Consider the following 21,073-nt stretch of genomic DNA (forward strand, 5'->3'; position numbering starts at 1 on the left):
AATAAATTTTCATAAAAACGTAAAACAGGCAGGGAATTGCTCCCCGCCTGTACGACTAAAGTCCTATTTTTACTACCCTGACGTTATGGTTTAACTTGTATTACTCTTGGACTAACGAGCTTGGGTTTATCGCCTTGCCATTGCTTCTTGTTTCATAATGAAGGTGGATGCCCAAATCGCGTTCCAAATCATTGCGACCGGCTTTTGCGATTATTGTTCCTTGCGTAACATCATCGCCTTCTTTAACTGTTACATCCGCTAAGCTTTGGTAAACAGTCACTAGACCGCCCTCATGTGTGATTTCGACGGAGTTGCCGTTAGTTGGATGCTGCTCCACATAAGTAACCTTGCCGGATAATGCTGCAAGCACATCAAATGTTTTTCCATTTGGGTCAACAAAGTCGATACCCATATGAGGAGAGAACTTGTCACCCGTTTGGATCAATGCAGCTTCGCGTTCTGCGTCACTTGCTTTTGCATCGTAGAATGGAAGCTCTTCTTTAAGCACTGTTTTGTCAGCTAGCGGCCAATGGATCGATTCGTTGGCAGCAATAACTTCTTGCACTTCTTCATCCTTGCCTTGCGTTCCTGACGCTTCCCCTTGTGTAACTTCAGAAGGCTCGGTTTTTCCTGTTGTCGCTGTCGGTTTTGTATCCGCCCCCTGATAGATCCACATTAAGGTTACGATAATTGCTGCCGCGGCCATGAAGATTGCTGGAGATACCCATCGCTTTGCAAAAAGGTTCTTCCATCCACTGCTAGATTTGGCGGCAGACGTTCCTCCCAGAACAGTTTTGGGAGTTTCTTCTGGTCTTTGCTTCGGTTTACTTTGATTTTGATCATTCATTTTCTATCACCTCACTAGCCATTGTTACCAGATCTGCTAGGTTTATACGTGAGGTGAATACGAAATATTGAAAGAGTTCAAATTACGAGCGAGCTCTCAGCTCTTCCGATAGCTTCGAAGCTTGTTCCACTTGAACGCTAGAATAATAATGAGCCAGAATAGCTTCGGCTTTTGCCCCTGATTGCGCCATTCCATTGGCTCCCCACTGGCTCATGCCGACTCCATGCCCATAACCAAAAGTCGTTATGGATATCGATTTATCTTTTATATTCCAAATAAATTGAGAGGAAGCAAGTCCTAGCAGCTCTCTCACTTCTCGGCCTGTGAACGTTTTGTCTCCGATAATCATCTTGCTGATTCGATTTCCTTCCGTCTTCTCTATTACACGAATGGAAGGTTTGGCAGAGTTCTTCTTTGCTACTCCTAGCTTACTGTAAAACTCGTTAAGCGACAGCTTGACCGTTTCTTTATATTTCGGCGACAGCTCTTTGTCCCATGGGCTTGCTACGCTGCGCAAATACGGAATTTCTTGCGTCCAATAGTCCTCCGAGTTTTCGGTGAATCCATTGCTGGTAGAGAAGAACGCAGCATCTATCGGTTCGCCTTTATAAGTGATAACCTTGCCCTTCGTCTGAAGGATCGCTTCATTAAGCTTACTCATATTGTTTTTCTGCTCATTCTTTGGCCATTTGGCTGCGAGCTCTGCAACTGAAATATACACTTGATGATCGGTCGTGTCCGTCACATCCGCTCCTTTTACCGGAACTCCGCTATCATTGCCAAGAAAAACTCTACGAATCATATACGTACGTGCTGCAATGGCTTGCGCCTTTAACGCCTCAAGCTCGAATCCGATTGGCATTTCCGCAGCTACTACACCGCGAACATACGCTTCAAGCGGAACTCGCTCTATCCGCTTTTCCTTCGTTAAATAAACACGAATAACGAGACGATCAATCACATCCAGCGTTTCACCGTTCTTCCCATCACCAGCCGTTGGCCGATTTAAAAGATCATTTTCAGAAGATGGAATGAGCGCATCCGCATCATCCAACATGTCCGTTTTCGGCATCGTTTGATTACCCGCTTTAATAGATGCGTTGTCTGTTAAAGACCTAGCAGCCTTCGCATCGTGAAGCTCGTCAACTGAAAGCCTTACTAGAATGACAGATGCGCCAAGCATCGCTCCGATTGCAAACAAGGCCATCGGTCTGCTTGTCCGCATACGATCGATCATCGAAACTATTGAAAACGTCCCTCTTCTTCGCCTCATGAGCTCTCCTTCCATCTTGGCCGGAAAAAGGAAGCAGGAAGCAGCCACTGCCGCCCCCTCTCTCTTAATACGGGTCCTGATGGTTCATTCTATGAGCACAAATAATAGGGTAGAACCTAAAAGTCTAATCATGGCGAAGCGCGTCAACCGGCCGCAGACCGGCCGCTTTATTTGCAGGCAAATAGCCAAATATAACGCCTACGAGGGCAGAAAAGACAAAAGCTAACCATACAGTATCTAAAGGTACTTCCGTTTCCGTCTTCATAATCATTCCAATAGTAAAAGAGGCGATATATCCAAGCCCAATTCCTAGTGCGCCTCCCAAACCGCTGATGCACACCGCCTCTACTAGAAATTGAAACATAATATCCCGCTTTTTTGCTCCCAATGATTTACGAATGCCAATCTCTCGCGTTCGCTCTGTTACAGACACTAGCATAATATTCATGATGCCGATGCCACCAACGATAAGAGAAATGATCGCTACATAAATGAGCTGCCTGTTCATCGTTTCATTAACGGAATTTAATGTTTTCATCGCTTCCTCTTGATTAAACACCCTGTAGGCATTCTCATTGCCTCGGAATTTCTCATAGAGAACAGCTTCTACGGCAGTAACCGTCGCAGCCATACGTTCTATATCCGAGACAATTAAGTTAATAGTAGAAACACCGCTTGTTTGAAATATTTTCTGAGCTGTCGTTATCGGAATTAATATTTTCTCGTCATTTGAGCCGCTGAGTGAGCTTCCTTGCGATTCCAGCAATCCAACAATCGTAAAATTATAACCGTTTATAGTTATCTTTTTCCCTACTGCCGCCGCAGGGTCCACTCTCTCGTCCTCAAATAAATCCTTCGCGGTCTCCACGCCAATAAGCGCAACCTTTGTATTGTTTGTTATATCTGGAGAGGCGATATACCTGCCATCCTGTACGGGAAAGCTTTTCACTTCCTCATAAGCGGCGGTTATTCCTTCTACGGTAACGGATACCTGCGTCTTGCCGTATTTCGCATATCCTGTTGTGCTCGTCACAGGCGCAACACCCGCAATATTCATGACATCACCAAGCTCATTCGCTTCATCGACTGACAGCGTCGTAACTGTTCCACGTCCAAGAATATTAACGGAGAGCGAGTTAGGGCTGCCAAGGGAAGATACCTGCTTAGCCACTTCATTGGAGGAAGCCTTCCCCATAGCTACAAGCGCAATGACCGTTGCGACACCGATCAATATACCGAGCATCGATAATATTGTTCTAAGCTTGTTGGATAAGACACTCTTGACTGCCATCCTGAGACCTTGCGTAAGCTTCATCGCTGTCCCTCCTCTCTTGCTCCCGCTCCGTCAACACCCCATCCCGAATAATGACCGTACGGCTTGCTCGTTTGGCTACTTCCATATCATGTGTAATCAAAACGATAGTCTGACCCGCGCGATGCAGCTCATCCATCATATTGAGCACTTCCATGCCTGTTTTAGAATCAAGCGCACCTGTTGGTTCATCGGCAAGAAGTATTGGCGGATTAGTCGCCAGAGCGCGCGCAATGCCAACACGCTGCTGCTGCCCGCCCGACAGCTCGTTTTGGCGATGGTTTATTCGATCACCTAGCCCTACTCTATCCAGCGCTTCCATCGCACGCATACGTCGCTCCTTGCCCGGCAGCCCCCGATAAATAAGCGGAAGCTCGCAGTTCTCAAGTGCTGTGAGCTTCGGAAGCAAATGATACCCTTGAAAAATAAATCCAATTTTTTTATTTCGTATTTCCGTCAGTTTATTATCGCTTTGTCCAGTCACCTCAAGCCCCTCAAGCCTGTAGCTTCCTTCGCTCGGCAAATCAAGACAGCCAATAATATTCATAAGCGTCGATTTTCCAGAGCCGGATGGACCCACGATGGCTAGAAAGTCACCGCGTGCAACCGTGAGTGAGACCTCATGGAGCACTGTCATTTTTTCACGAGCCATCGTATAAAACTTCGTGATCTTGTTCATTTCTATTAATGGAGCATTCAGCGTTGAACTCATCGTGGACCACCTGTTCCAGTCCGCATTCCCCCGCCCATGCCTCCTGGGAAGACCATTACGTCGCCAGCAAAGCCGCCCTGCCGCATTGTCGTCTCCGCAGAGCTGCTGCCCATGCCAGCCGTTCCTTGGGCAATCGGAACAAGCACACTGTCCCCTTCTTTTAGCCCTGAGACAATTTCCACAAAATTTTCATTGCTGAGTCCTGTGGTCACCTCAACCAGCTGGCCGCCAAGCGCATCCGGCATGCGGCCGCCACGACCGCCAGCTGCAAATCCGCCACCAGCGGCTGCACGACCTGCTCCCGATTGTCCTGCTGAAGCCGAACCATCAGCTGCAATGGATTGACCTGTGCCTGCTCTTGCACCATTGCCTTGCGCACCCTGAGCACCTTGCCTCACAGCTCCTGTTCCCGTTCCCCCCGTCGGAGCTTTCTGTGCTCCGCTTGTTGTAGTGCCTTGTCCCGTCGCCGTTCCTTGTTTCCCGCCTACAGCTCCACCAGGAGCAGCTGCCCCTTCTTGCTGCTGCCCAGCCTGTCCAGCGCCTGCCGATGTACCCGCTCCGCTATTGTCAGATGGAATACGAACGAAAGACCTTGTGCCCATTTCGACGACAGCATTTACCGGTACAAGAATGATGTTTTCCTTAGACGCAATTGTAATGGCTGCCTCACCTGACATCCCCGCCTTCACGCCTTCGATGTTCTTTAGCAATAAATTCACTTCAAATGAAGATGAACCGTTATTGGAAGTACCCTCCATCGCAATATCCGATACGGTTGCATTAATCTTCTTGTCAGTCAGCGCGCTTAAGGACAAATCTGCCGATTGATTAACCTTTAAAGCAGATATATCAAGCTCATCCACAGATGTAACAAATTCCAGCTTCGTATAATCTACAATTGTAGCTATTGCCGTATTGGCATTCACCTCATCGCCTACCTCAATAGACATTTCGGTAACTTCGCCATCTATGGAGGCTGTCACTACTTTTTCCTCTTTTGCTTGTGCTTCATAGATATCTTGCAGTTGATCTTGGTAGTCTGCAATCTCATCGTTTGCATTTTCAATATTCTTTTGAAGCGATGCCTTCGTGGCCTCTTCGTTTTCAGTGCCCGTTGCTTCCTTATAGCTTTGTTGGTATTCCGTAATCGTTTCTTGTAGTTTTGTGATGCTTTTATTGATCGATTTAATTTTGTCATCATTGTCGTCCGCAGACTCAAAAGTAACAAGAATTTGTCCCGCTTTAATCTTATCTCCTTTTTTGACATTCACAGTAGCTATGGTGCCGCTTTTGCCAGCAGTCACCGATTCCCTCGAATTAGCTGCTACCGAACCTGTCCCGCTAATTTGTTTTACGATTGACCCTTTTGTCGCCTGCACCGTCAGTGACGTAGGCATGACACCTGCTGCTTCCTTATCCTTAGCAAAATAAAAATAATAGGCACCTGCTCCAGCTGCGGCTAAAATAATTAAAATGCCGAGCCCTATCGTCCACTTCTTCATCTGCTTTAATCCACCTTCCATTGGTCTTAGTGAGATCGACTATAGCATTCAAAAATGAACGGAAGATGAACAAGCTTGACGACAAAAAGCCCCCATCTAGTGTTCATTTGGGAGCAGGCGTATGATGCAAAAGATTACGTGAAGCGGTAAAAGTTCAGTAATAACAGGGTTCCTACTGAATAACGATATAAATGGAATAAAAAAAGAGCGGAAATCCCTCTCCGCCCTCATTCTTTATATTCTAGTGAATTGGTGGTATGTTTTGCGGTCGATGAAGTTACTCATGACAGCCTTAATTTCGTCCTCCGTCAATCCAACAGGCTCGCCATCTTCATCCGTTCCAGTGAAAATAGCATTTCCAATAACGGATACTTTAGGCTCGTATTCATCTTGGTTTCTAATTCGCGATTTCTCGGTCAGATGGAAATTGAATGCTGACCCATCGGACTGCAAATCCATGTTAAACCATAAAACAACGTCATTCCATATCGTGATAGATTCTACGTTGCCTTCAGCTATTTCATCTAATGCGTCATAGATGTTTCCCATTATCTCTATTTCTTTTACTTCTAATTCTTTTTCGATTTCTGCAACAATGACTTTCATCGTAGCCAATGGACAACACACCCTTCGTTCTGCCAAAACCATTATTTTAATTCATTCTATGACAAGTGCTTACCCAATTACAAACTTTCACTTGCATGCACATTTATCAACGTTTGCGAGGACTTATAACCATTCAGTCGTCCATTCAAAAAAAGAGTATGTTTCATTCTCCCGAATTGGCGAGAAAAAACATACTCTCTAAATAAATACAGCGTTGATTACAAAGGAGGAAGCTCCTGCAAAACAGGCAGCGACGAAATCGCGCCTGCTCTTGTTGTCGTAAGAGCAGCGGCAGCGTTCGCAAACGAAATCAAACGTTTGGCCGTATCAGCATTCATTTCGCTTAACGCCTCTTCACTTCGCTGCATCTGGTACAGCAGCGCTCCAATAAAAGCATCGCCAGCCCCAGTCGTATCCACAACGGCTACTTTCTGGCCAGGAGTAGCTACTTCGTAGGAAGACGTATACCACACCGCACCATCCGCTCCCTTTGTGTATACAACAGCTTGAACGTCTCCGACAAACAAAGAAGCAATAGCCTCTTTCTCGTCTTCAATTCCCGTCACAAAAGAAAGCTCATCCGAGCTTATTTTGACAAGATGGCTCAAAGGAATGAATTGCAGTATCGTTTGTCTGCACTGCTCGTGATCTTCCCATAGCGGCAGGCGCACGTTAGGATCAAAGCTGATGAGTCCTCCTGCTGCTTTCATCCCAGCAATCGCTTTAAGATGCGCATATTTCACAGGAGCTTCAATAAGATCTACTGAGCAATAGTGCAAAATATCTCCTTTAGCGAACCACTCTTCGTTAATCTCATCCTCTGAAAGCAGCATATCGGCACTTGGATTTCGGTAGAAAGAAAAATCGCGGTCCCCGTCAGCTTTTAAGCTTACAAACGCAAGAGCAGTATTTGCTTCATTCGTTTGGAGCACATGCTGGGTATCAACACCTGACGCTTTCATCGTTTCCAAGAGAAAGTCACCGAAAGCATCTTTACCCAGCTTGCCTATAAATGCACTGCTGCCGCCTAGCTTCGCAACCGCACAAGCAACATTAGCTGGAGCGCCGCCTGCTTCCTTCGTGAAACCAACGACATCTTTGAGCTCAATGCCGCGAGTATCCGGAATAAAATCAATTAACGCTTCACCAATCGTATATAGTTTAGACAGATTAAGCCCTCCTAGCTGATGTCCCATTTTTTAAAGGATACCATAGTACAAGCACCTTCTGCGTAGGCGAATATGCCGAGAGATTCAGTACCTGGGTAAATACGGCCTGTCATCACCTTCTCGCCGCCTTGAATGAACACCTCGACGGAGGATTTATCGACGAAGATGCGCAAAGCCAGCAAACCATCCTTCAGTTCAACACTCGTCCTGCGCTCACCGCCAAGACCAATTCCTGACTTATCGCGATTAAAACGGAATTTGCCTTCTGATTGTTGATAAGACAATACGGTTTCTTCCTCGCCGTGCACCCTCAGCTTCAAACCAAATTCCCTGGCTTGATCTGCCTGGAATACGACCTCCAGCTCATAACAATCGCCGCTAACTCCCATATCTATAACAACATCTGATAAGTTAATATTGCTTGCCTCATAAGCATTTTTCCGGTAATTTTTCATTTCCTCAAGCGGCTTGAACAATAACGACTCACCCTGCAAAATAATTTCGCGCGGCAAAGTCATAGCGCCGGCCCAGTAATGCCCAAGCTGCGTCGGAATTTCTTGTTCCCATGCCTCCATCCAGCCGATGATAATGCGTCTGCCTTTTTCATCAACTGTTGTTTGCGGAGCATAAAAATCAAAGCCGCAGTCAACCGGCTCATATCGATCATACTGAAAGCTGCTTTGCTTAATATCCAAGCGTCCAATCATATAAGTAGTGGAATGTAGATTACGATAGTCATCTCCTTGCGCTGGCATACGCTGCGGCGACATTACCAGCACATCGCGTCCTCCGAGCTCAAACAGATCAGGACACTCCCAGTTGTCACCAAGCTTCCCATCACTGCGCGCGATTTCCCCACTAAAACTCCAACTCACAAGGTCCGTTGAACGATATAGTAAAATAAGTCCGCGGCCCTGTCCATCATTTGACCCTAAAACTGCATAATAAACACCGTCGCGCTCGAATACCTTCGGATCTCGGAAATCCTTCTGGCTGAATCCTGACGGTATTTGGTCTGAGCCAATAACAGGATTGCTAGCCAGCTTCTCAAAATGGATGCCATCGTCGGAAACAGCGATATTTTGATTTTGACTATAATCAAGCTCTCTATTAGGCCCCGTTATCAAATGTCCCGTATACATCAAATACAGCTTGCCATCCCGCTCAACAGCACTGCCAGAGAAGCAGCCATCACGGTCGTAGTCCTGATCGGGCGCAAGTGCAACCGGGAGGTACTTCCACTTGATGAGATCATGGCTAACCGCATGTCCCCAGTGCATAGGCCCCCATACGGGCTGATAGGGATAATGCTGATAGAACATATGGTATTCACCGTTATAATAAACAAAACCATTCGGATCATTCATCCAGCCAAACTCGCTCATTAAATGATAAGCAAGGCGGTATTCCTCTTTCAACAAATACTTGCGTTCTGCAATAAATGTGTCGGCATTTTCTCTTGTATACAAAATAAAGCATCCAACCCTTACTTATTATTTAATTGAGCCTTGCATGACTCCTTGGATAATATATTTCTGCGCAAACAAGTATACAACAAGCACAGGCAATATGGTCAGCATAAGCCCTGCCATTAATGGTCCATAATCAACCGAATACGTACCGAAGAAATAGAAAGTAGACAACGGCAGTGTCCGCTCATCCGGCGAAATCAACACGAGGGAAGGCAATAAAAAGTCATTCCAAATCCATAATACATTCAAAATGGCAATCGTAACCGTCGTCGGAGCAAGCACCGGAAATACGATACGGAAGAAAGTTTGCGTCCGCGTGCAGCCATCGATAAGCGCCGCTTCTTCCAGCTCGGCTGGTATGCTTTTTACAAACCCATGATAAATAAAGACGGCCAGCGGACTGCCAAATCCAACATACATATAAATAAGGGCCCATTTGCTATTAAGAAGACCAATGGTTCCGTATATTTTGACGAGAGGGATCATAATGGCTTGGAAAGGTATGATCATGGCCGCAACCATAAGGAAAAACATATATTGGTTCGTTTTTGTTTGGTTTCGCACAAAATAATGAGCCGTCATTGCAGCTAAAATAGAGATAAGCACCACGCTAAGCACAGTTATGACTACAGAGTTCATAAATGCCGATATGAAGTTCATTTTTTCAAATGCATTTGTGTAGTTCGTGAAGTTTAGGCTATCCGGCAAGGAAAGCGGACTTGATGTGATCGCCTTGTTTTCCTTAAATGAGTTGATGAGCAGCATAAAAAAAGGAACGACGAACAGAACTAAAATAACGAAGAGGGCGATGAACTTCGTCCATGCGAGCCATTGGTTCTTTTTCTCCATCACGCCTCAACCTCCAGCTTCTTGCTAAAATAAACCTGTGCTATGGTAATCGTCGCCACCAGCAGGAACAGGACAAATGCTTCTGCTTGGCCTACGCCATAATCCCGCGATAGAAATGCCTTCTCGTATACATGCATCGATACCATTTCCGTACTTTTGAACGGTCCGCCTTTTGTGAGTGAAACGTTCAGGTCATAAACCATAAAGCATCTTTGCAGTGATAGGAAAACACAGACGATAAACGATGGAACCATCAGCGGCAAAATCATTTTGCGCATTTTCGTCCATAGGCTCGCACCATCAATACTTGCTGCCTCCAAAATATCCTTAGGCACATTCATAAGCCCAGCTACATAAATAACCATCATATAACCGGCATATTGCCATACCGTGACGATAATCATCGACCAGAATGCTTTGTCCGGGTCAGCCAGCCAGGAGGAGCTGAATAACGGAATACCCCATTCTTTGCCTAGATACACGAGTACATTCGAGAAAATAAATTGCCATACAAAGCCGAGTACAATGCCGCCTACCAAGTTGGGAATAAAGAAGCCTGCTCTAAAAATACTTTGCCCCTTCAATCCTCTCGTTAATACGTAGGCTAGCAAAAACGCAACTACATTAATAAGGGCAACTGAAATAAAAACATATTTTAACGTAAGCAAAAATGATTTCCAAAAAACAGCATCCTTGAATACCGCTACGTAATTCTCAAATCCAACCAAACTACTTGTCGTCGATATGCCATCCCAATTCGTAAAGGTCAAATAAATCCCATACAAGAATGGAATAATCATTACAGCAAGAAAAGCAAACAAAGTCGGTCCGGTAAACAGCAGCCGCAATCGCAATCGATTCCACAGCCCTTTTTCCGTTATCATCATGATCCCTCACATTCAAGCATGGTTTTGTAAGTCAAAATACGATAAAGAGTAAACAGCTTACCCCGTCGTTTGGCGGGGTAAGCCTTCTATAAGCTATTAAGGATTATTTAACCGTCTTCCAATACTCCACAATATCTTTCGTCAACTCCGCACGATCCGAAGCACCTGCTAAATATTTCTGCATCGATGCGCCAAGCTTAGCCCAGTGGTCAGCTGGCAGCGTGCTGATGGAATCCTCTGTTTTGCCGTTTGCGATATGTTCAGAAATAGACTTTGCAAGTGGATCTTTGGCTTCAAGTGTAATGTTCTTGAACGCTGGAATAATATTCGCTTTGTTCACGAGGAAGTCTTGCCCCTTCTCGCTGTATACCATCCACTCCAAAAACGTTTTTGCAGCAGCCTGCTGCTCCGCCGTATTTTTTTCCTTGTCGATGACCAAACGCTTCGAAACCGCAGAAGACACTTGTGTATTGCCAAAATCATCTGGATTGTTGCTTATAGGGACAGGCAGAAAGCCGTATTGTCCGCTTGCCGTATCAAAGCTGCTAATTTGCGGCCAAGCCCAGTTCCCTTGGAACCAGATGCCCACCTCGCCTTTACCGAGCACCTCTGGACCGCGCTCATAGGTACCGGACAATGGGGAAGCTTTGTCGATATTGTATTTTGTCATGATGTCGAACGTATCCATTAGTCCATTGAAAACCGTATTGCTAGCTAAATCGATTGTTCCAGCCTTCAAATCGTCTATGAACTTTGCAACTGCAGCCGTATCAGCTGATTGACCTGCGTAAGCCAGCGGCAAATAATGTGCTCCCAGCGACCAATCCATCGGAGAGATAATAAGCGGCGCTTTTCCCGAAGCTTCGATTTTCTTGAACAGCTCTTCAAGTGCGCTTGTTGTGTTAATCGTTGCTGGATCAAATGTTCCGCCTACCGCTTGATCTACTACCGCTTTGTTATAAATAAATCCATAACCTTCAACTGCAAGCGGGAAAGCGTAGTTTTTACCATCAAAAGTCGTTAGCGCCGTGCTGCGGTCAACGGCATCCGCCATCCACTTCTCACCGCTAAGATCAAGAACACGATCCTTGAATTTCTCAACATCTCCTGTATCGAGCATCGTAATGGTAGCCGGGTTTCCTGATGCATAAAGCGCAGACGCTTTCTCAAAAGGTGACTGTCCAGCCGGTACCGGTATAATTTCAAGCGTAATGTTAGGATTATCCTCTTTAAATACTTTCGCAGCCTCTTCGAGCTGGGCTTGAATCTCGCCCTTCGAGTTAAGCAACGATATCTTTACTGCAGACCCTCCATTAGACGATCCCGCATTATTCGAATTGCCACATGCCGTTACAACCATAACTACCATTAGCGATAATGCTATCGCTTGCATCCATTTCAATGATTTCATTTGATTGCCCCCAATTTTTTGAGATTGAAAAAGATTGAAAGACGATTTACCGATCGTGTAAACCGCTTACAAAACGTATTATATAATTGTGAATAAGAGCATGTCAATCGTTTGACATGTTAATCGATTGACATAACTTTTAAAAAAATAAAAAACCCTTGCTGCGCTTGGGTTTTTCACGTTTTTTTAATCTATGTAGAAGCTCGTTTAATCAGTTCAACCGGTAAAATATTTTCGAATTCGAAAACTTCCTCGTTCATCTGCTTCATAATCAAATCAATCGCCATTTTCCCAATTTCTGCAATCGGCTGTTTCACCGTTGTCAGCTCCGGCGTGAGCCATCTGGCTGCGCTAATATCGTCGTAACCGATAATTTTCACATCCTCCGGGATTCGTTTGCCGGCGATCACACACTCCTTAACTGCAAAAGCAGCAATAATATCGCTCGTTGCGAAAATGCCATCCAGATCGGGATGATCCTGAAAAAGCTGATGTATAATTTGCTCGTACTGGAGTTGATCAAACACATTCATATCAGTCTGAATGATGACATGCTCGATCCCCTTCTCCTTCATCACGGCTTGAAACGCTTCTGTACGCTGATTTGCGAGCAAATGCAGCTCCAAATTACCGCATATATGCGCAATTTTTTTGCAGCCTTCACTAACCAGCAATTGTGCCGCAAGGCTCCCGCCTGCATAATTATCGGAAGAGATATATGGAATTTCACTGCTGATCTGACGATCAATCGTGACAATTGGCGAGTTCAAATGTTTGTACTCATCGACCTGAAGCGTATGGCTGCCCATAATAATGCCATCCACACGATTGCGCTTCAGCATTTCGATATAATCCTTTTCTTTCTGCGGGTCAAGCTGGGAATTGCAAAGCAGCATTTTGAAGCCGAGCTCATAAGCATAGTTTTCTATGTGATTCGCGAGCTCGCTAAAAAAAGGATGAGCTACACTAGGTATAATAAGACCAATGACGTTAGATTGTTTTCTTAGTAAAGAGCGGGCAATCTCATTAGGCTGGTAATTTAGTTGCTCCATCGTTTGATAAACCTTCGTTCTCGTAGCTTCACTAATATAACCCCGATTGTTTAAAACGCGGGAAACCGTCGTCACGGATACGTTCGCTATTTTTGCCACATCGTGTATCGTTGCCATGGCCGCCCCTTTGCTTATTGCAGTAGTAGTAACCATTATAGCTAAATGGTTAGCCTTATTATACTTAATAAATAATTCAAAAGTATAGATTGTCCAAACAAAAAGAAGCTGTTTCAGATAAGCCCTTTGCGACTTATTTGAAACAGCTTCTTTATCTTGTTCTTAACGGAAAATTAAGCCCACGTCGGCTGAACTTTGAGAACCACAACTTCTTTCTCACGCTTAAAGGAAGCAGCTGTATCCACATCAGAAGACGTTGAAGAGATCGCCACTACAGCAGCTGTATCACGTACTACCGATGTAACTTGGACCGAAACGGATGGCTTGCTTGCCGCCGTGTCTTCCTCGCTAATCAGCTCAATACGATGAATATCAGCCCCAAGAGCTGCAAGCTTGCCTGTAATGTTGACATAACCGCGATCCACATGATGCAGACCTGTTACTTCAGTCTCGCCTTCCGCCCGCAAAGCCGCACAAATAAGTGCTGCTCCTGCTCTCAAATCGGTAGCGCATACCTTTGCACCCGTTAGCGGCATACCGCCATTAACGATAGCTGTACGTCCATCGACTTTAATTTGAGCGTTCATCTTCTGGAATTCCTCGACATGCATAAAACGATTTTCGAAAACCGTTTCCGTTACAACGCTTGTTCCCTCAGATACGAGGAGAAGAGCCATCATTTGAGATTGCATATCTGTTGGGAAACCTGGATGCGGCAATGTTTTCACATCAACCGATTTCAATTGCTTGCTCGATTGTACACGAATTCCGTTATCGCTCTCCGTAATTTCTACGCCCATTTCCTGCAGCTTAGAGATTACCGGCGTCAAATGATCAGAAATTGCACCTTCAACGAATACGTCACCGCCTGTAATAGCGGCCGCAATCATGTACGTGCCTGCTTCAACACGGTCAGGAATTACATTATGAGCTGCGCCATACATCCGGTCCACGCCTTCAATACGAATAACTCCTGTACCAGCGCCACGAACTTTGCCGCCCATAGCATTGATATAGTTGGCCAAATCCACGATTTCCGGTTCTTTGGCTGCATTCTCAAGAATCGTTGTGCCATCTGCTAAAGCAGCTGCCATCATAATATTTTCCGTTGCGCCTACGCTGGCTACGTCTAGGTAAATTTTCGCACCCTTAAGACGCGTCTTTGTGCTGGCTTCGATAAAGCCCTGCCCAAGCGTAATTTCAGCGCCCATCGCTTCAAAGCCCTTCAAATGCTGATCAATCGGACGAGTGCCGATCGCACAGCCGCCAGGCAATGAAATTCTTACCTTGCCTATCCGACCAAGAAGAGGACCCATAACTAAGAAGGATGCCCGCATTTTTCGAATAAGCTCATAAGGAGCTTCATAAGTCGTAATGGTCTGCGCTGTAATGCGCATCGTTTCATTATTATAGGATAATTGTGCGCCTAAAGAGGCAAGCACCTTCTGAATCGTCATAACGTCGTCGAGGAGGGGTACGTCATAGATGACGCTGTCTCCTTCTGTCGCCAATAATGAGGCCGCTAAAATGGGGAGTACTGCATTTTTTGCTCCGCTAACACGGACCGTTCCCTTCAAACGCTGGCCTCCGCGGACGATAATTTTGGTCATCTTTTGGTTCCCTCCGCGAACTGCATTTTCTATTTCCTATTTGTGAAAAAAAAGGTTTATCTCACTTTACCCAACCTTCATCTTATCACTCAATTACACCAATCGACAAGCGTTATATTATTACCATTTTTTACATGTCATTCCCAGCGCATTTTATGACTTTTTTCTCCAAAAACGTCTCTTTTTCACGAAAAAACTACGTTTCCGGTTCGATTACGGGTCCTGATTTATACCTATTCGCAAGCCATCTGCTTTTTGAGACCGTCATGTATTACCCATTGTTGACATGTTTCGCTTTTGTTATTCGACAAACGATTTGAGAAGAACGGTGTAGCCCCAATATTCCAAGATGAATTTTGCTAACAAATGACCCATTATAATTGCAACAAATACTTGAAACAAACGAGCCTTTGGACTCTTTGGAAAACGAAAAAAAGCTTCCCATTTCACCTCTTGCAGTACAAACCACACCAGAATAATGCTGAGAATAACAATGATTATAGAAAACAACCCGGTCATTCCGGTGTAGTTTTGCAAACCATTTATAAGACCGTAATTAACGTCCATGATGCCTCCTGAGCTTTTTCATGTTTTAAGCTTCAAACTCAAGCAGCTTTACAAGAAGCATTTATCTTGCTTCATATTATTAACGTAACTGGAAGCCATTTTGTTTGATGAAAATATTAGGCGATAAATCGGTGGAGCAGCACCGTGTAGTCTGCACGGCTAGCCTGCAGGCTTGGTTTGTACAGATTTGACTCTATCCCTTCAATTTGTTTGTTCAGCTTCATGGCATACAGCATGGGTGCTGACCAATGAGACTTTGGTACATCGGCGAACGGATCAATGACAGGCAGCTTAGGCCGTACACCTTCCGCATAACCGATAATCATTGCCATTTCCGCCCTTGTAATCGGCTGATCCGGCTTGAACTCGCCATTCGGGAATCCTTTTACCCAGCCTTGCTCTACAGCCCTCGTAATCGCATCATTAGCCCAATGTTTTAATGGGACGTCTTTGAATCGCTTCCCTTGCACGCGACTTGATAAAGCTGGCTTATATGCCTTCACAACCATTGAAACGGCCTCGGCTCGCGTTATGGAGCGTCTAGGCTCAAAGCGATTTTGTCCTGTTCCGTTAATAATGCCTTTTTTGTTTAACGCGACGATTTCATTTTGAGCCCAATGGCCTTTAATATCACGGAATCCAGCAATCAACTCCTCTGATTTCACCTTTAAGCGATAATACTGCTTGTCAAAAGGGGCATCTGCTTCCAGCTTCACGTAATACACTCCAGGCTGCAGCAGCTTTTCTTCGGTTTGCAGCTTCCCGCTTGCTTTTGTTTTGGATGTCGTAAGCTGCTTCATCCGTTTATCATAGAGCAAGAGGCTCAAATCAACGTCAAGCGGCACACCGTTTACCGTCATGCTGATGATGCTGGCGTTTGAAACCCGGATTTGAAACCAATCTACGTCGGAGTAGCTGCTAATTACACCAAGGTACTCCGTACCTGGATTAATCATAAACGCCTCGTACGATTTATCGTTTGGTTCATTCGGATCATCATATTTTGGCATGTAATCCATCTTCAATATGTAGGTGCCTATGGTCGGACTAGCTTCTGAGGAGATCGCATTGTGAACACGAATATAATATTTACCAGGAGTCACAGTTATGACTGGTGACTGCTCAGTCTCCCCTTCACCCTCATCATCGTACACCATTAATTGCTGACCTGCCTTCTGAATAGCAAGCCCAGGATCAATACGCGCCGTATTCGTACTAAGCGTAAGACTTAGCTTCCCGCTCTGCGTAAAGGTTATCGTAAACCAGTCGCGATCGGCGGGTTGATGAAAGTTGCCTGTAATCGACTGTGTACGAGGCTGCAATGTATAGGCTTCAAACGATTTATCATTTTTCTCGTAATCGTCCGGCTTCATCGTAAAAGTAGACGTGAGCAGATAAGGCAATTCATCGTTGCTGCTCTGATTGATGAGCTCCAGATGAATGAGCTGCCGCCCTTTTTTAACTTCAAGATCAATGGACCTGCTTGCAAGCTTCGTATCGCTCGTGCTTTGCTTCACGCCATTCATGTAATGGGTGAGCCTAACAGGCGGGACAATTTTTCCGCTAGGAACAAGCCCTTCATATTGTATGGTCAGTGTGCCATCATACGGCGCATCGATTTGATACCAATCATGGTCGGATACGCCCTGCAGCAAAGCCGAAATTTGGCTATTCAGCGGAAACCTTGCAGCAGTTGATTGGGTGTCATTCGGTTCGAAGCCGTCTGGCTTCAAGGTTGAACGTACCGCTTGATCGATCTGCAGCACACCGTAGCCTGACGTGCTGTCCGCACCTGGCGGCCCAATATCCTTAGCTGTTTGGCGCAGCAGCTCGCGTATCTGGTAAGGCTTCATGTCCTTGTAGCGAGCCCATATGAGCGCTGCAGCAGCTGCGGCTTGCGGAGCCGCCATTGAAGTTCCTTCTTCTTTCTTATAGAGTCCACCAATGGCTGTTGTATATACATTCCAAGGTGCGACAAGGTCAAGCTCAGTGCCTCGATTCGATCGACTATCGACCGTATTATTCGACTTGACGCCACCGACAGCGAGTACCGTCGGATAAGCTGCCGGGTATTTTACCGCAGCTTTCTCTCCAAAGGTGACTCCGTCATTGCCTGCCGCTGCTACGAGCAGTACGTTTTTGCTTTCCGCATATTGTACAATGTCGAGCATGTACGGTGAATATCGATGAAGGCCAACCGACAGCACAACGATGCTTGCTCCGCTGCGAACGGCGTACAATATAGCCTCGCCGAGCTCCTGCTCTGTTCCGTCACCTCGGTGATCCAGCGCTTTTATCGGCATGATTTTGGCTTTCCACAGGATGCCTGAAACGCCAATGCCGTTATTTCCTACAGCTGCGATAACACCTGCTACACTTGTACCGTGCCCATTGTCATCATCGGGCGAATCGCCAGGGCTCACTAGATTAGCGCCTGGAACAAGATTAGGCTTCAAATCCGGATGTTCCAAATCAACACCTGTATCCACGATCGCTATCGTAAGCTGCTGCTGCTCGCGAACGGTTTCCCACGCCTTTTGCGCGCCGATCTGACTGAGATAAAGCTGCTTAGACAATTCAGGATCATTTGCTTTCAGTGCTGTAGCTGCAGCCGCAATCTTCGCTGTGGAAGCAGCCTCAGACTCCTGCGGCGCCGCTGGCGGTGTCGATGGAGTCTCTGCGGGCGATTCTTCGTTAGGTACAGAAGCTGCCGGTGATACATTGGATGGTGAAGACTCTTTAGTCGACACATCAGTAGATGCAGCTCCAGGGAGTGATGCATCTGAAGATATAGAGCTTGTAGGCGACAAATCAGAAGACGCAGTTCCTGGGATTGATGCATCTAAAGATACAGAGCTTGCGGGCGATACATTGGATGGTGAAGAGCCTGTAGGCCGCGCATCGCTGCGTGCGGCCTCTGAGCCTGCCGAGGCTGCGTCCTCCGACTCGCCGGCAGGCAGAGCAAGCATATGCACCCTATTGTTCGGGTGCACGTACTCTACGCCCGGCAGGCTTCGCAGCCGGTCGAGCCATTCCTGTACGTCCGCGCCTTCAGCGGCCGGACGTACGAGCATGACCGCCGCCTCATTCTGGCGGCGGAGCACCTCTGTCCCGCGCAGCTCATGCGCTAGCGCGGGGTCACGCCATTTGAGCAGCCAGCTTTGCGGCTGCTCTGCATCGGCGCCTTCGGCGTCCTCAGCCGCAGGGGATGCTGCGGCCAGCGCCGTAGGCGCCGCTCCGGGAGCGAACCCTGCGGGGGCTATGCCCCCGAGGGTGATGCTCCCGATCAGCAGCGCGGGCAGCGCGCGACGAAGGAGCTTGCGCGCGGCGAGCGTGGCAATGGCGATTGCTTGCATAGACAAGCGAGCTTTATGCTTTTTGAGCGCAGAGCCCTGTCGATCAACAGATGGGCTCTGACTAATCATTTGTGATTTTCGTAATTCCTTTGGTTCTTTTTGAGTGCTCATCATTTTCTGCCTTTTCGTATGAAACGGGTTATGGTTTTTTCCCACTTTCAATTGGATATTCCTTCACTACAATTTCTCTTCACAGGTATCAATTCCCTTGTTTCTGTAAGACAAAAAGGACAAAAGTCCTACAACTATCCCGCTCCATAGCTTGGAACGTCAGTATTCGGCACAAACTATTATTTCCCGGTAAATATAGACGAGCGGCAACACAAGTTCACATAGATAGAATAGTACTTCATGTCTACTATACGATGAACCTATACTCCCCCTGCTGCACATTACCCGCAACATTCTCCGCTGAAACACTGTAATTATATTTCTGCTCGTAATTCCTGATTAAAACAGCGTCAGACAGTTTCCTCTCTTCTTGCTATATGCAAGGAAAATAAATATAGAAATGACTATAATCCAGCCGTTACTATCATCATATCTAAAACTGCTGCTGCAGTCTGTGTCCTTAACAGTAACTTTAACTATCATGCTGCTTTTTAGCTTATAAACTACTTTCTATTGCCCTTGTGCCTCCTCGAAAATCCCCTTCATCGATTAAACAAAAAAATAGATCGTTTAAATAGACATCAGTTCATCATCTACTTAAACGACCTATTATTTTCACACCTTTAGAGAACAAAGGTTTAATATCACTCTACTACAATCTGCTTATCCCATTATCATTAAATCGCCCTTGATCGAGAATATGGCATCAATCCATTGCATTAACGGTCCTGGGAAAATACCTAGTGCAATCGTTGCAGCTGCACACAGCCAGATCACAACTCCCGTTGCTCCAGATATTCGCACTTCATTATTTTCTTCCCCGCTGCGCATGAACATTTGACGAACAATGCCAAAGTAGAAATAGTAGGAAATGACGCTGCTCACGACGATAACAGCTACGAGCCAATAAGCTTTAGCATTCGCTGCTCCGAGCAAGATAAACAGCTTCCCAAAAAATCCACCGGAAATCGGCAAGCCCGATAAAGACAAGATAAATACCACCATAGCCGCTGCCGTCCAAGGCGCTCGGTAGTACATACCCGCGAAGCTTTTCAGCTCCTCATGCCCCGATGCGCGGCTAACTACCGTAAAGACAGCAAACGCTCCTATCGTCATAAACAAGTACGCAACCAAATAATAAACAAATTCAGAGAAGTTGCTGCTATGAACCATCGTTATTGAAATACCGATAGGCACCAGCATGTAACCCGCATTGGCTACTCCTGACAGGGCCAGCAATCGCTTCACGTTCCTTTGTTTAAGCGCAGCTGTCGTTCCGACGAGCATCGCTGCAGCAGCCAGCACCAGCAGGACCAGGAAGAGATCATTTGATATTTTTGCCGCTTCTCCCGCTGCGCTGAATAAGCTAGTGCTAAACATAACCCTAAATATAGCAGCCAGCGCAGCACCTTTGGCAATGACCGCTAGAAAAGCCGATACAGGCGTTGGAGCCCCTTGATATACATCAGGCGCCCATGCGTGAAACGGAGCCGCTGCAATCTTAATACCGAATCCAGCAATCATAAATAGGAAGCCCACATAAGCAAGCGCTTTGAAATCCTGCATCGCCCGCGGCAAAGCATCCCCAATTACACCCAAATCAACTGATCCGGTTATGCCGTAAATGTACGACATGCCGAACAACACCATCGCCGAGGAAATCCCGCCCGTAATGACATACTTGAATGCCGCTTCAGCAGACAAAGTTGATTTGCGTCTAATGCCAACCAATACATAACTTGTAATACTAAGAAGCTCTAATCCGATATACAACGTAACCAGGTTTCCTGATGAAGCCATCATCATCGCGCCCATAAGCGCGGGAAGCACCAAATAGAAATACTCTGATTTGTCTGTTATCTCCTCTTCATCCCGATCCGATCCAATTGCGAGCAGAATGATAAGCGCAGTACCCGTTAAAAATACTATTTTCAGCAGGCTGGCGAAATCATCAATGCGGTAGCTGTTGCTTAGCAGATGGATAGAGTCGGCAGATGCTCCGCCCTGATTCATATCCAACATCCGGAGCACGACTAGCAGCAGCGATGCAAGAATGCCCGCTAACGTCAGCCACCCTGTAAATTTTCTGTTCACGCGCTTCGGCAAGAACAAATCCAATACAACAAGAAACAAAAACATGGCGGCCAGCATAAGCTCAGGGGCAAGGTAGAGCATATCCGTCCATGTCAGTGGTATAAATGAAACGCCTTCGTACATGGT

The 21,073-nt window shown here is 46.1% G+C and carries 16 protein-coding genes; all 16 read right to left on the minus strand.

What is annotated here, in order from left to right; all coding sequences use genetic code 11:
* Positions 1 to 100: 100 nt before the first annotated feature.
* Positions 101 to 847, minus strand: coding sequence for a M23 family metallopeptidase (locus BK120_RS04080; RefSeq protein ID WP_076266223.1), 747 nt, complete (start codon positions 845 to 847; stop codon positions 101 to 103).
* Between the two features lie 82 nt (positions 848 to 929).
* Positions 930 to 2,120 (minus strand): stage II sporulation protein D, encoded by a 1,191-nt coding sequence (gene spoIID / locus BK120_RS04085; protein ID WP_256710791.1) that lies wholly within the window; start codon positions 2,118 to 2,120, stop codon positions 930 to 932.
* 124 nt (positions 2,121 to 2,244) lie between these two features.
* The gene (locus BK120_RS04090; protein ID WP_076266225.1) at positions 2,245 to 3,435 is read right to left on the minus strand and encodes an ABC transporter permease; all 1,191 of its coding nucleotides are present in this window, start codon (positions 3,433 to 3,435) and stop codon (positions 2,245 to 2,247) included.
* On the minus strand, positions 3,377 to 4,144 hold the full coding sequence (locus tag BK120_RS04095) for an ABC transporter ATP-binding protein (protein WP_076266226.1): 768 nt from the start codon (positions 4,142 to 4,144) through the stop codon (positions 3,377 to 3,379). The genes BK120_RS04090 and BK120_RS04095 overlap by 59 nt, the downstream gene beginning before the upstream one ends.
* On the minus strand, positions 4,141 to 5,646 hold the full coding sequence (locus BK120_RS04100) for an efflux RND transporter periplasmic adaptor subunit (protein WP_076266227.1): 1,506 nt from the start codon (positions 5,644 to 5,646) through the stop codon (positions 4,141 to 4,143). The genes BK120_RS04095 and BK120_RS04100 overlap by 4 nt, the downstream gene beginning before the upstream one ends.
* 234 nt (positions 5,647 to 5,880) lie before the next feature.
* A complete protein-coding gene (locus BK120_RS04105; protein WP_477581803.1) occupies positions 5,881 to 6,252 on the minus strand; it encodes a DUF3846 domain-containing protein in 372 nt (123 codons plus the stop codon).
* Between the two features lie 218 nt (positions 6,253 to 6,470).
* Positions 6,471 to 7,421 carry a carbohydrate kinase family protein gene (locus BK120_RS04110; RefSeq protein WP_076266611.1) on the minus strand — a complete coding sequence of 317 codons (951 nt, stop codon included), beginning with the start codon at positions 7,419 to 7,421 and terminating at the stop codon, positions 6,471 to 6,473.
* Between the two features lie 11 nt (positions 7,422 to 7,432).
* On the minus strand, positions 7,433 to 8,890 hold the full coding sequence (locus BK120_RS04115; protein WP_076266229.1) for a glycoside hydrolase family 32 protein: 1,458 nt from the start codon (positions 8,888 to 8,890) through the stop codon (positions 7,433 to 7,435).
* A gap of 24 nt (positions 8,891 to 8,914) precedes the next feature.
* Positions 8,915 to 9,742: a carbohydrate ABC transporter permease gene (locus BK120_RS04120; RefSeq protein ID WP_076266230.1), complete on the minus strand. Its 828-nt coding sequence runs from the start codon at positions 9,740 to 9,742 to the stop codon at positions 8,915 to 8,917.
* Positions 9,742 to 10,626, minus strand: coding sequence for a carbohydrate ABC transporter permease (locus BK120_RS04125; protein ID WP_076266231.1), 885 nt, complete (start codon positions 10,624 to 10,626; stop codon positions 9,742 to 9,744). The genes BK120_RS04120 and BK120_RS04125 overlap by 1 nt, the downstream gene beginning before the upstream one ends.
* Positions 10,627 to 10,732: 106 nt before the next feature.
* Positions 10,733 to 12,040, minus strand: a complete 1,308-nt coding sequence (locus BK120_RS04130; RefSeq protein ID WP_083681614.1) for an ABC transporter substrate-binding protein — start codon at positions 12,038 to 12,040, stop codon at positions 10,733 to 10,735.
* A 191-nt stretch (positions 12,041 to 12,231) separates the two neighbouring features.
* A complete protein-coding gene (locus tag BK120_RS04135) occupies positions 12,232 to 13,209 on the minus strand; it encodes a LacI family DNA-binding transcriptional regulator (RefSeq protein ID WP_076266232.1) in 978 nt (325 codons plus the stop codon).
* A 173-nt stretch (positions 13,210 to 13,382) separates the two neighbouring features.
* A complete protein-coding gene (gene murA, locus BK120_RS04140; protein WP_076266233.1) occupies positions 13,383 to 14,819 on the minus strand; it encodes a UDP-N-acetylglucosamine 1-carboxyvinyltransferase in 1,437 nt (478 codons plus the stop codon).
* Between the two features lie 300 nt (positions 14,820 to 15,119).
* The gene (locus BK120_RS04145; protein WP_076266234.1) at positions 15,120 to 15,386 is read right to left on the minus strand and encodes a DUF1146 family protein; all 267 of its coding nucleotides are present in this window, start codon (positions 15,384 to 15,386) and stop codon (positions 15,120 to 15,122) included.
* A 116-nt stretch (positions 15,387 to 15,502) separates the two neighbouring features.
* The gene (locus BK120_RS04150; RefSeq protein ID WP_256710792.1) at positions 15,503 to 18,856 is read right to left on the minus strand and encodes a S8 family serine peptidase; all 3,354 of its coding nucleotides are present in this window, start codon (positions 18,854 to 18,856) and stop codon (positions 15,503 to 15,505) included.
* Positions 18,857 to 19,516: 660 nt separating this feature from the next.
* A complete protein-coding gene (locus BK120_RS04155) occupies positions 19,517 to 21,070 on the minus strand; it encodes an NADH-quinone oxidoreductase subunit N (protein ID WP_076266236.1) in 1,554 nt (517 codons plus the stop codon).
* Between the last annotated feature and the right edge of the window lie 3 nt (positions 21,071 to 21,073).

This window comes from Paenibacillus sp. FSL A5-0031, from assembly GCF_001956295.1.
Classification (GTDB): Bacteria; Bacillota; Bacilli; order Paenibacillales; family Paenibacillaceae; genus Pristimantibacillus.

Coding starts and splice junctions, on each gene's coding strand:
- BK120_RS04135 (WP_076266232.1), bottom strand. CDS start 13,209: ATGGCAACGATACACGATGTGGCAAAAATAGCGAACGTATCCGTGACG.
- BK120_RS04100 (WP_076266227.1), bottom strand. CDS start 5,646: ATGAAGAAGTGGACGATAGGGCTCGGCATTTTAATTATTTTAGCCGCA.
- BK120_RS04155 (WP_076266236.1), bottom strand. CDS start 21,070: ATGTACGAAGGCGTTTCATTTATACCACTGACATGGACGGATATGCTC.
- BK120_RS04130 (WP_083681614.1), bottom strand. CDS start 12,040: ATGAAATCATTGAAATGGATGCAAGCGATAGCATTATCGCTAATGGTA.
- spoIID (WP_256710791.1), bottom strand. CDS start 2,120: ATGAGGCGAAGAAGAGGGACGTTTTCAATAGTTTCGATGATCGATCGT.
- murA (WP_076266233.1), bottom strand. CDS start 14,819: ATGACCAAAATTATCGTCCGCGGAGGCCAGCGTTTGAAGGGAACGGTC.
- BK120_RS04150 (WP_256710792.1), bottom strand. CDS start 18,856: ATGATGAGCACTCAAAAAGAACCAAAGGAATTACGAAAATCACAAATG.
- BK120_RS04095 (WP_076266226.1), bottom strand. CDS start 4,144: ATGAGTTCAACGCTGAATGCTCCATTAATAGAAATGAACAAGATCACG.
- BK120_RS04090 (WP_076266225.1), bottom strand. CDS start 3,435: ATGAAGCTTACGCAAGGTCTCAGGATGGCAGTCAAGAGTGTCTTATCC.
- BK120_RS04145 (WP_076266234.1), bottom strand. CDS start 15,386: ATGGACGTTAATTACGGTCTTATAAATGGTTTGCAAAACTACACCGGA.
- BK120_RS04105 (WP_477581803.1), bottom strand. CDS start 6,252: ATGAAAGTCATTGTTGCAGAAATCGAAAAAGAATTAGAAGTAAAAGAA.
- BK120_RS04120 (WP_076266230.1), bottom strand. CDS start 9,742: ATGGAGAAAAAGAACCAATGGCTCGCATGGACGAAGTTCATCGCCCTC.
- BK120_RS04125 (WP_076266231.1), bottom strand. CDS start 10,626: ATGATAACGGAAAAAGGGCTGTGGAATCGATTGCGATTGCGGCTGCTG.
- BK120_RS04080 (WP_076266223.1), bottom strand. CDS start 847: ATGAATGATCAAAATCAAAGTAAACCGAAGCAAAGACCAGAAGAAACT.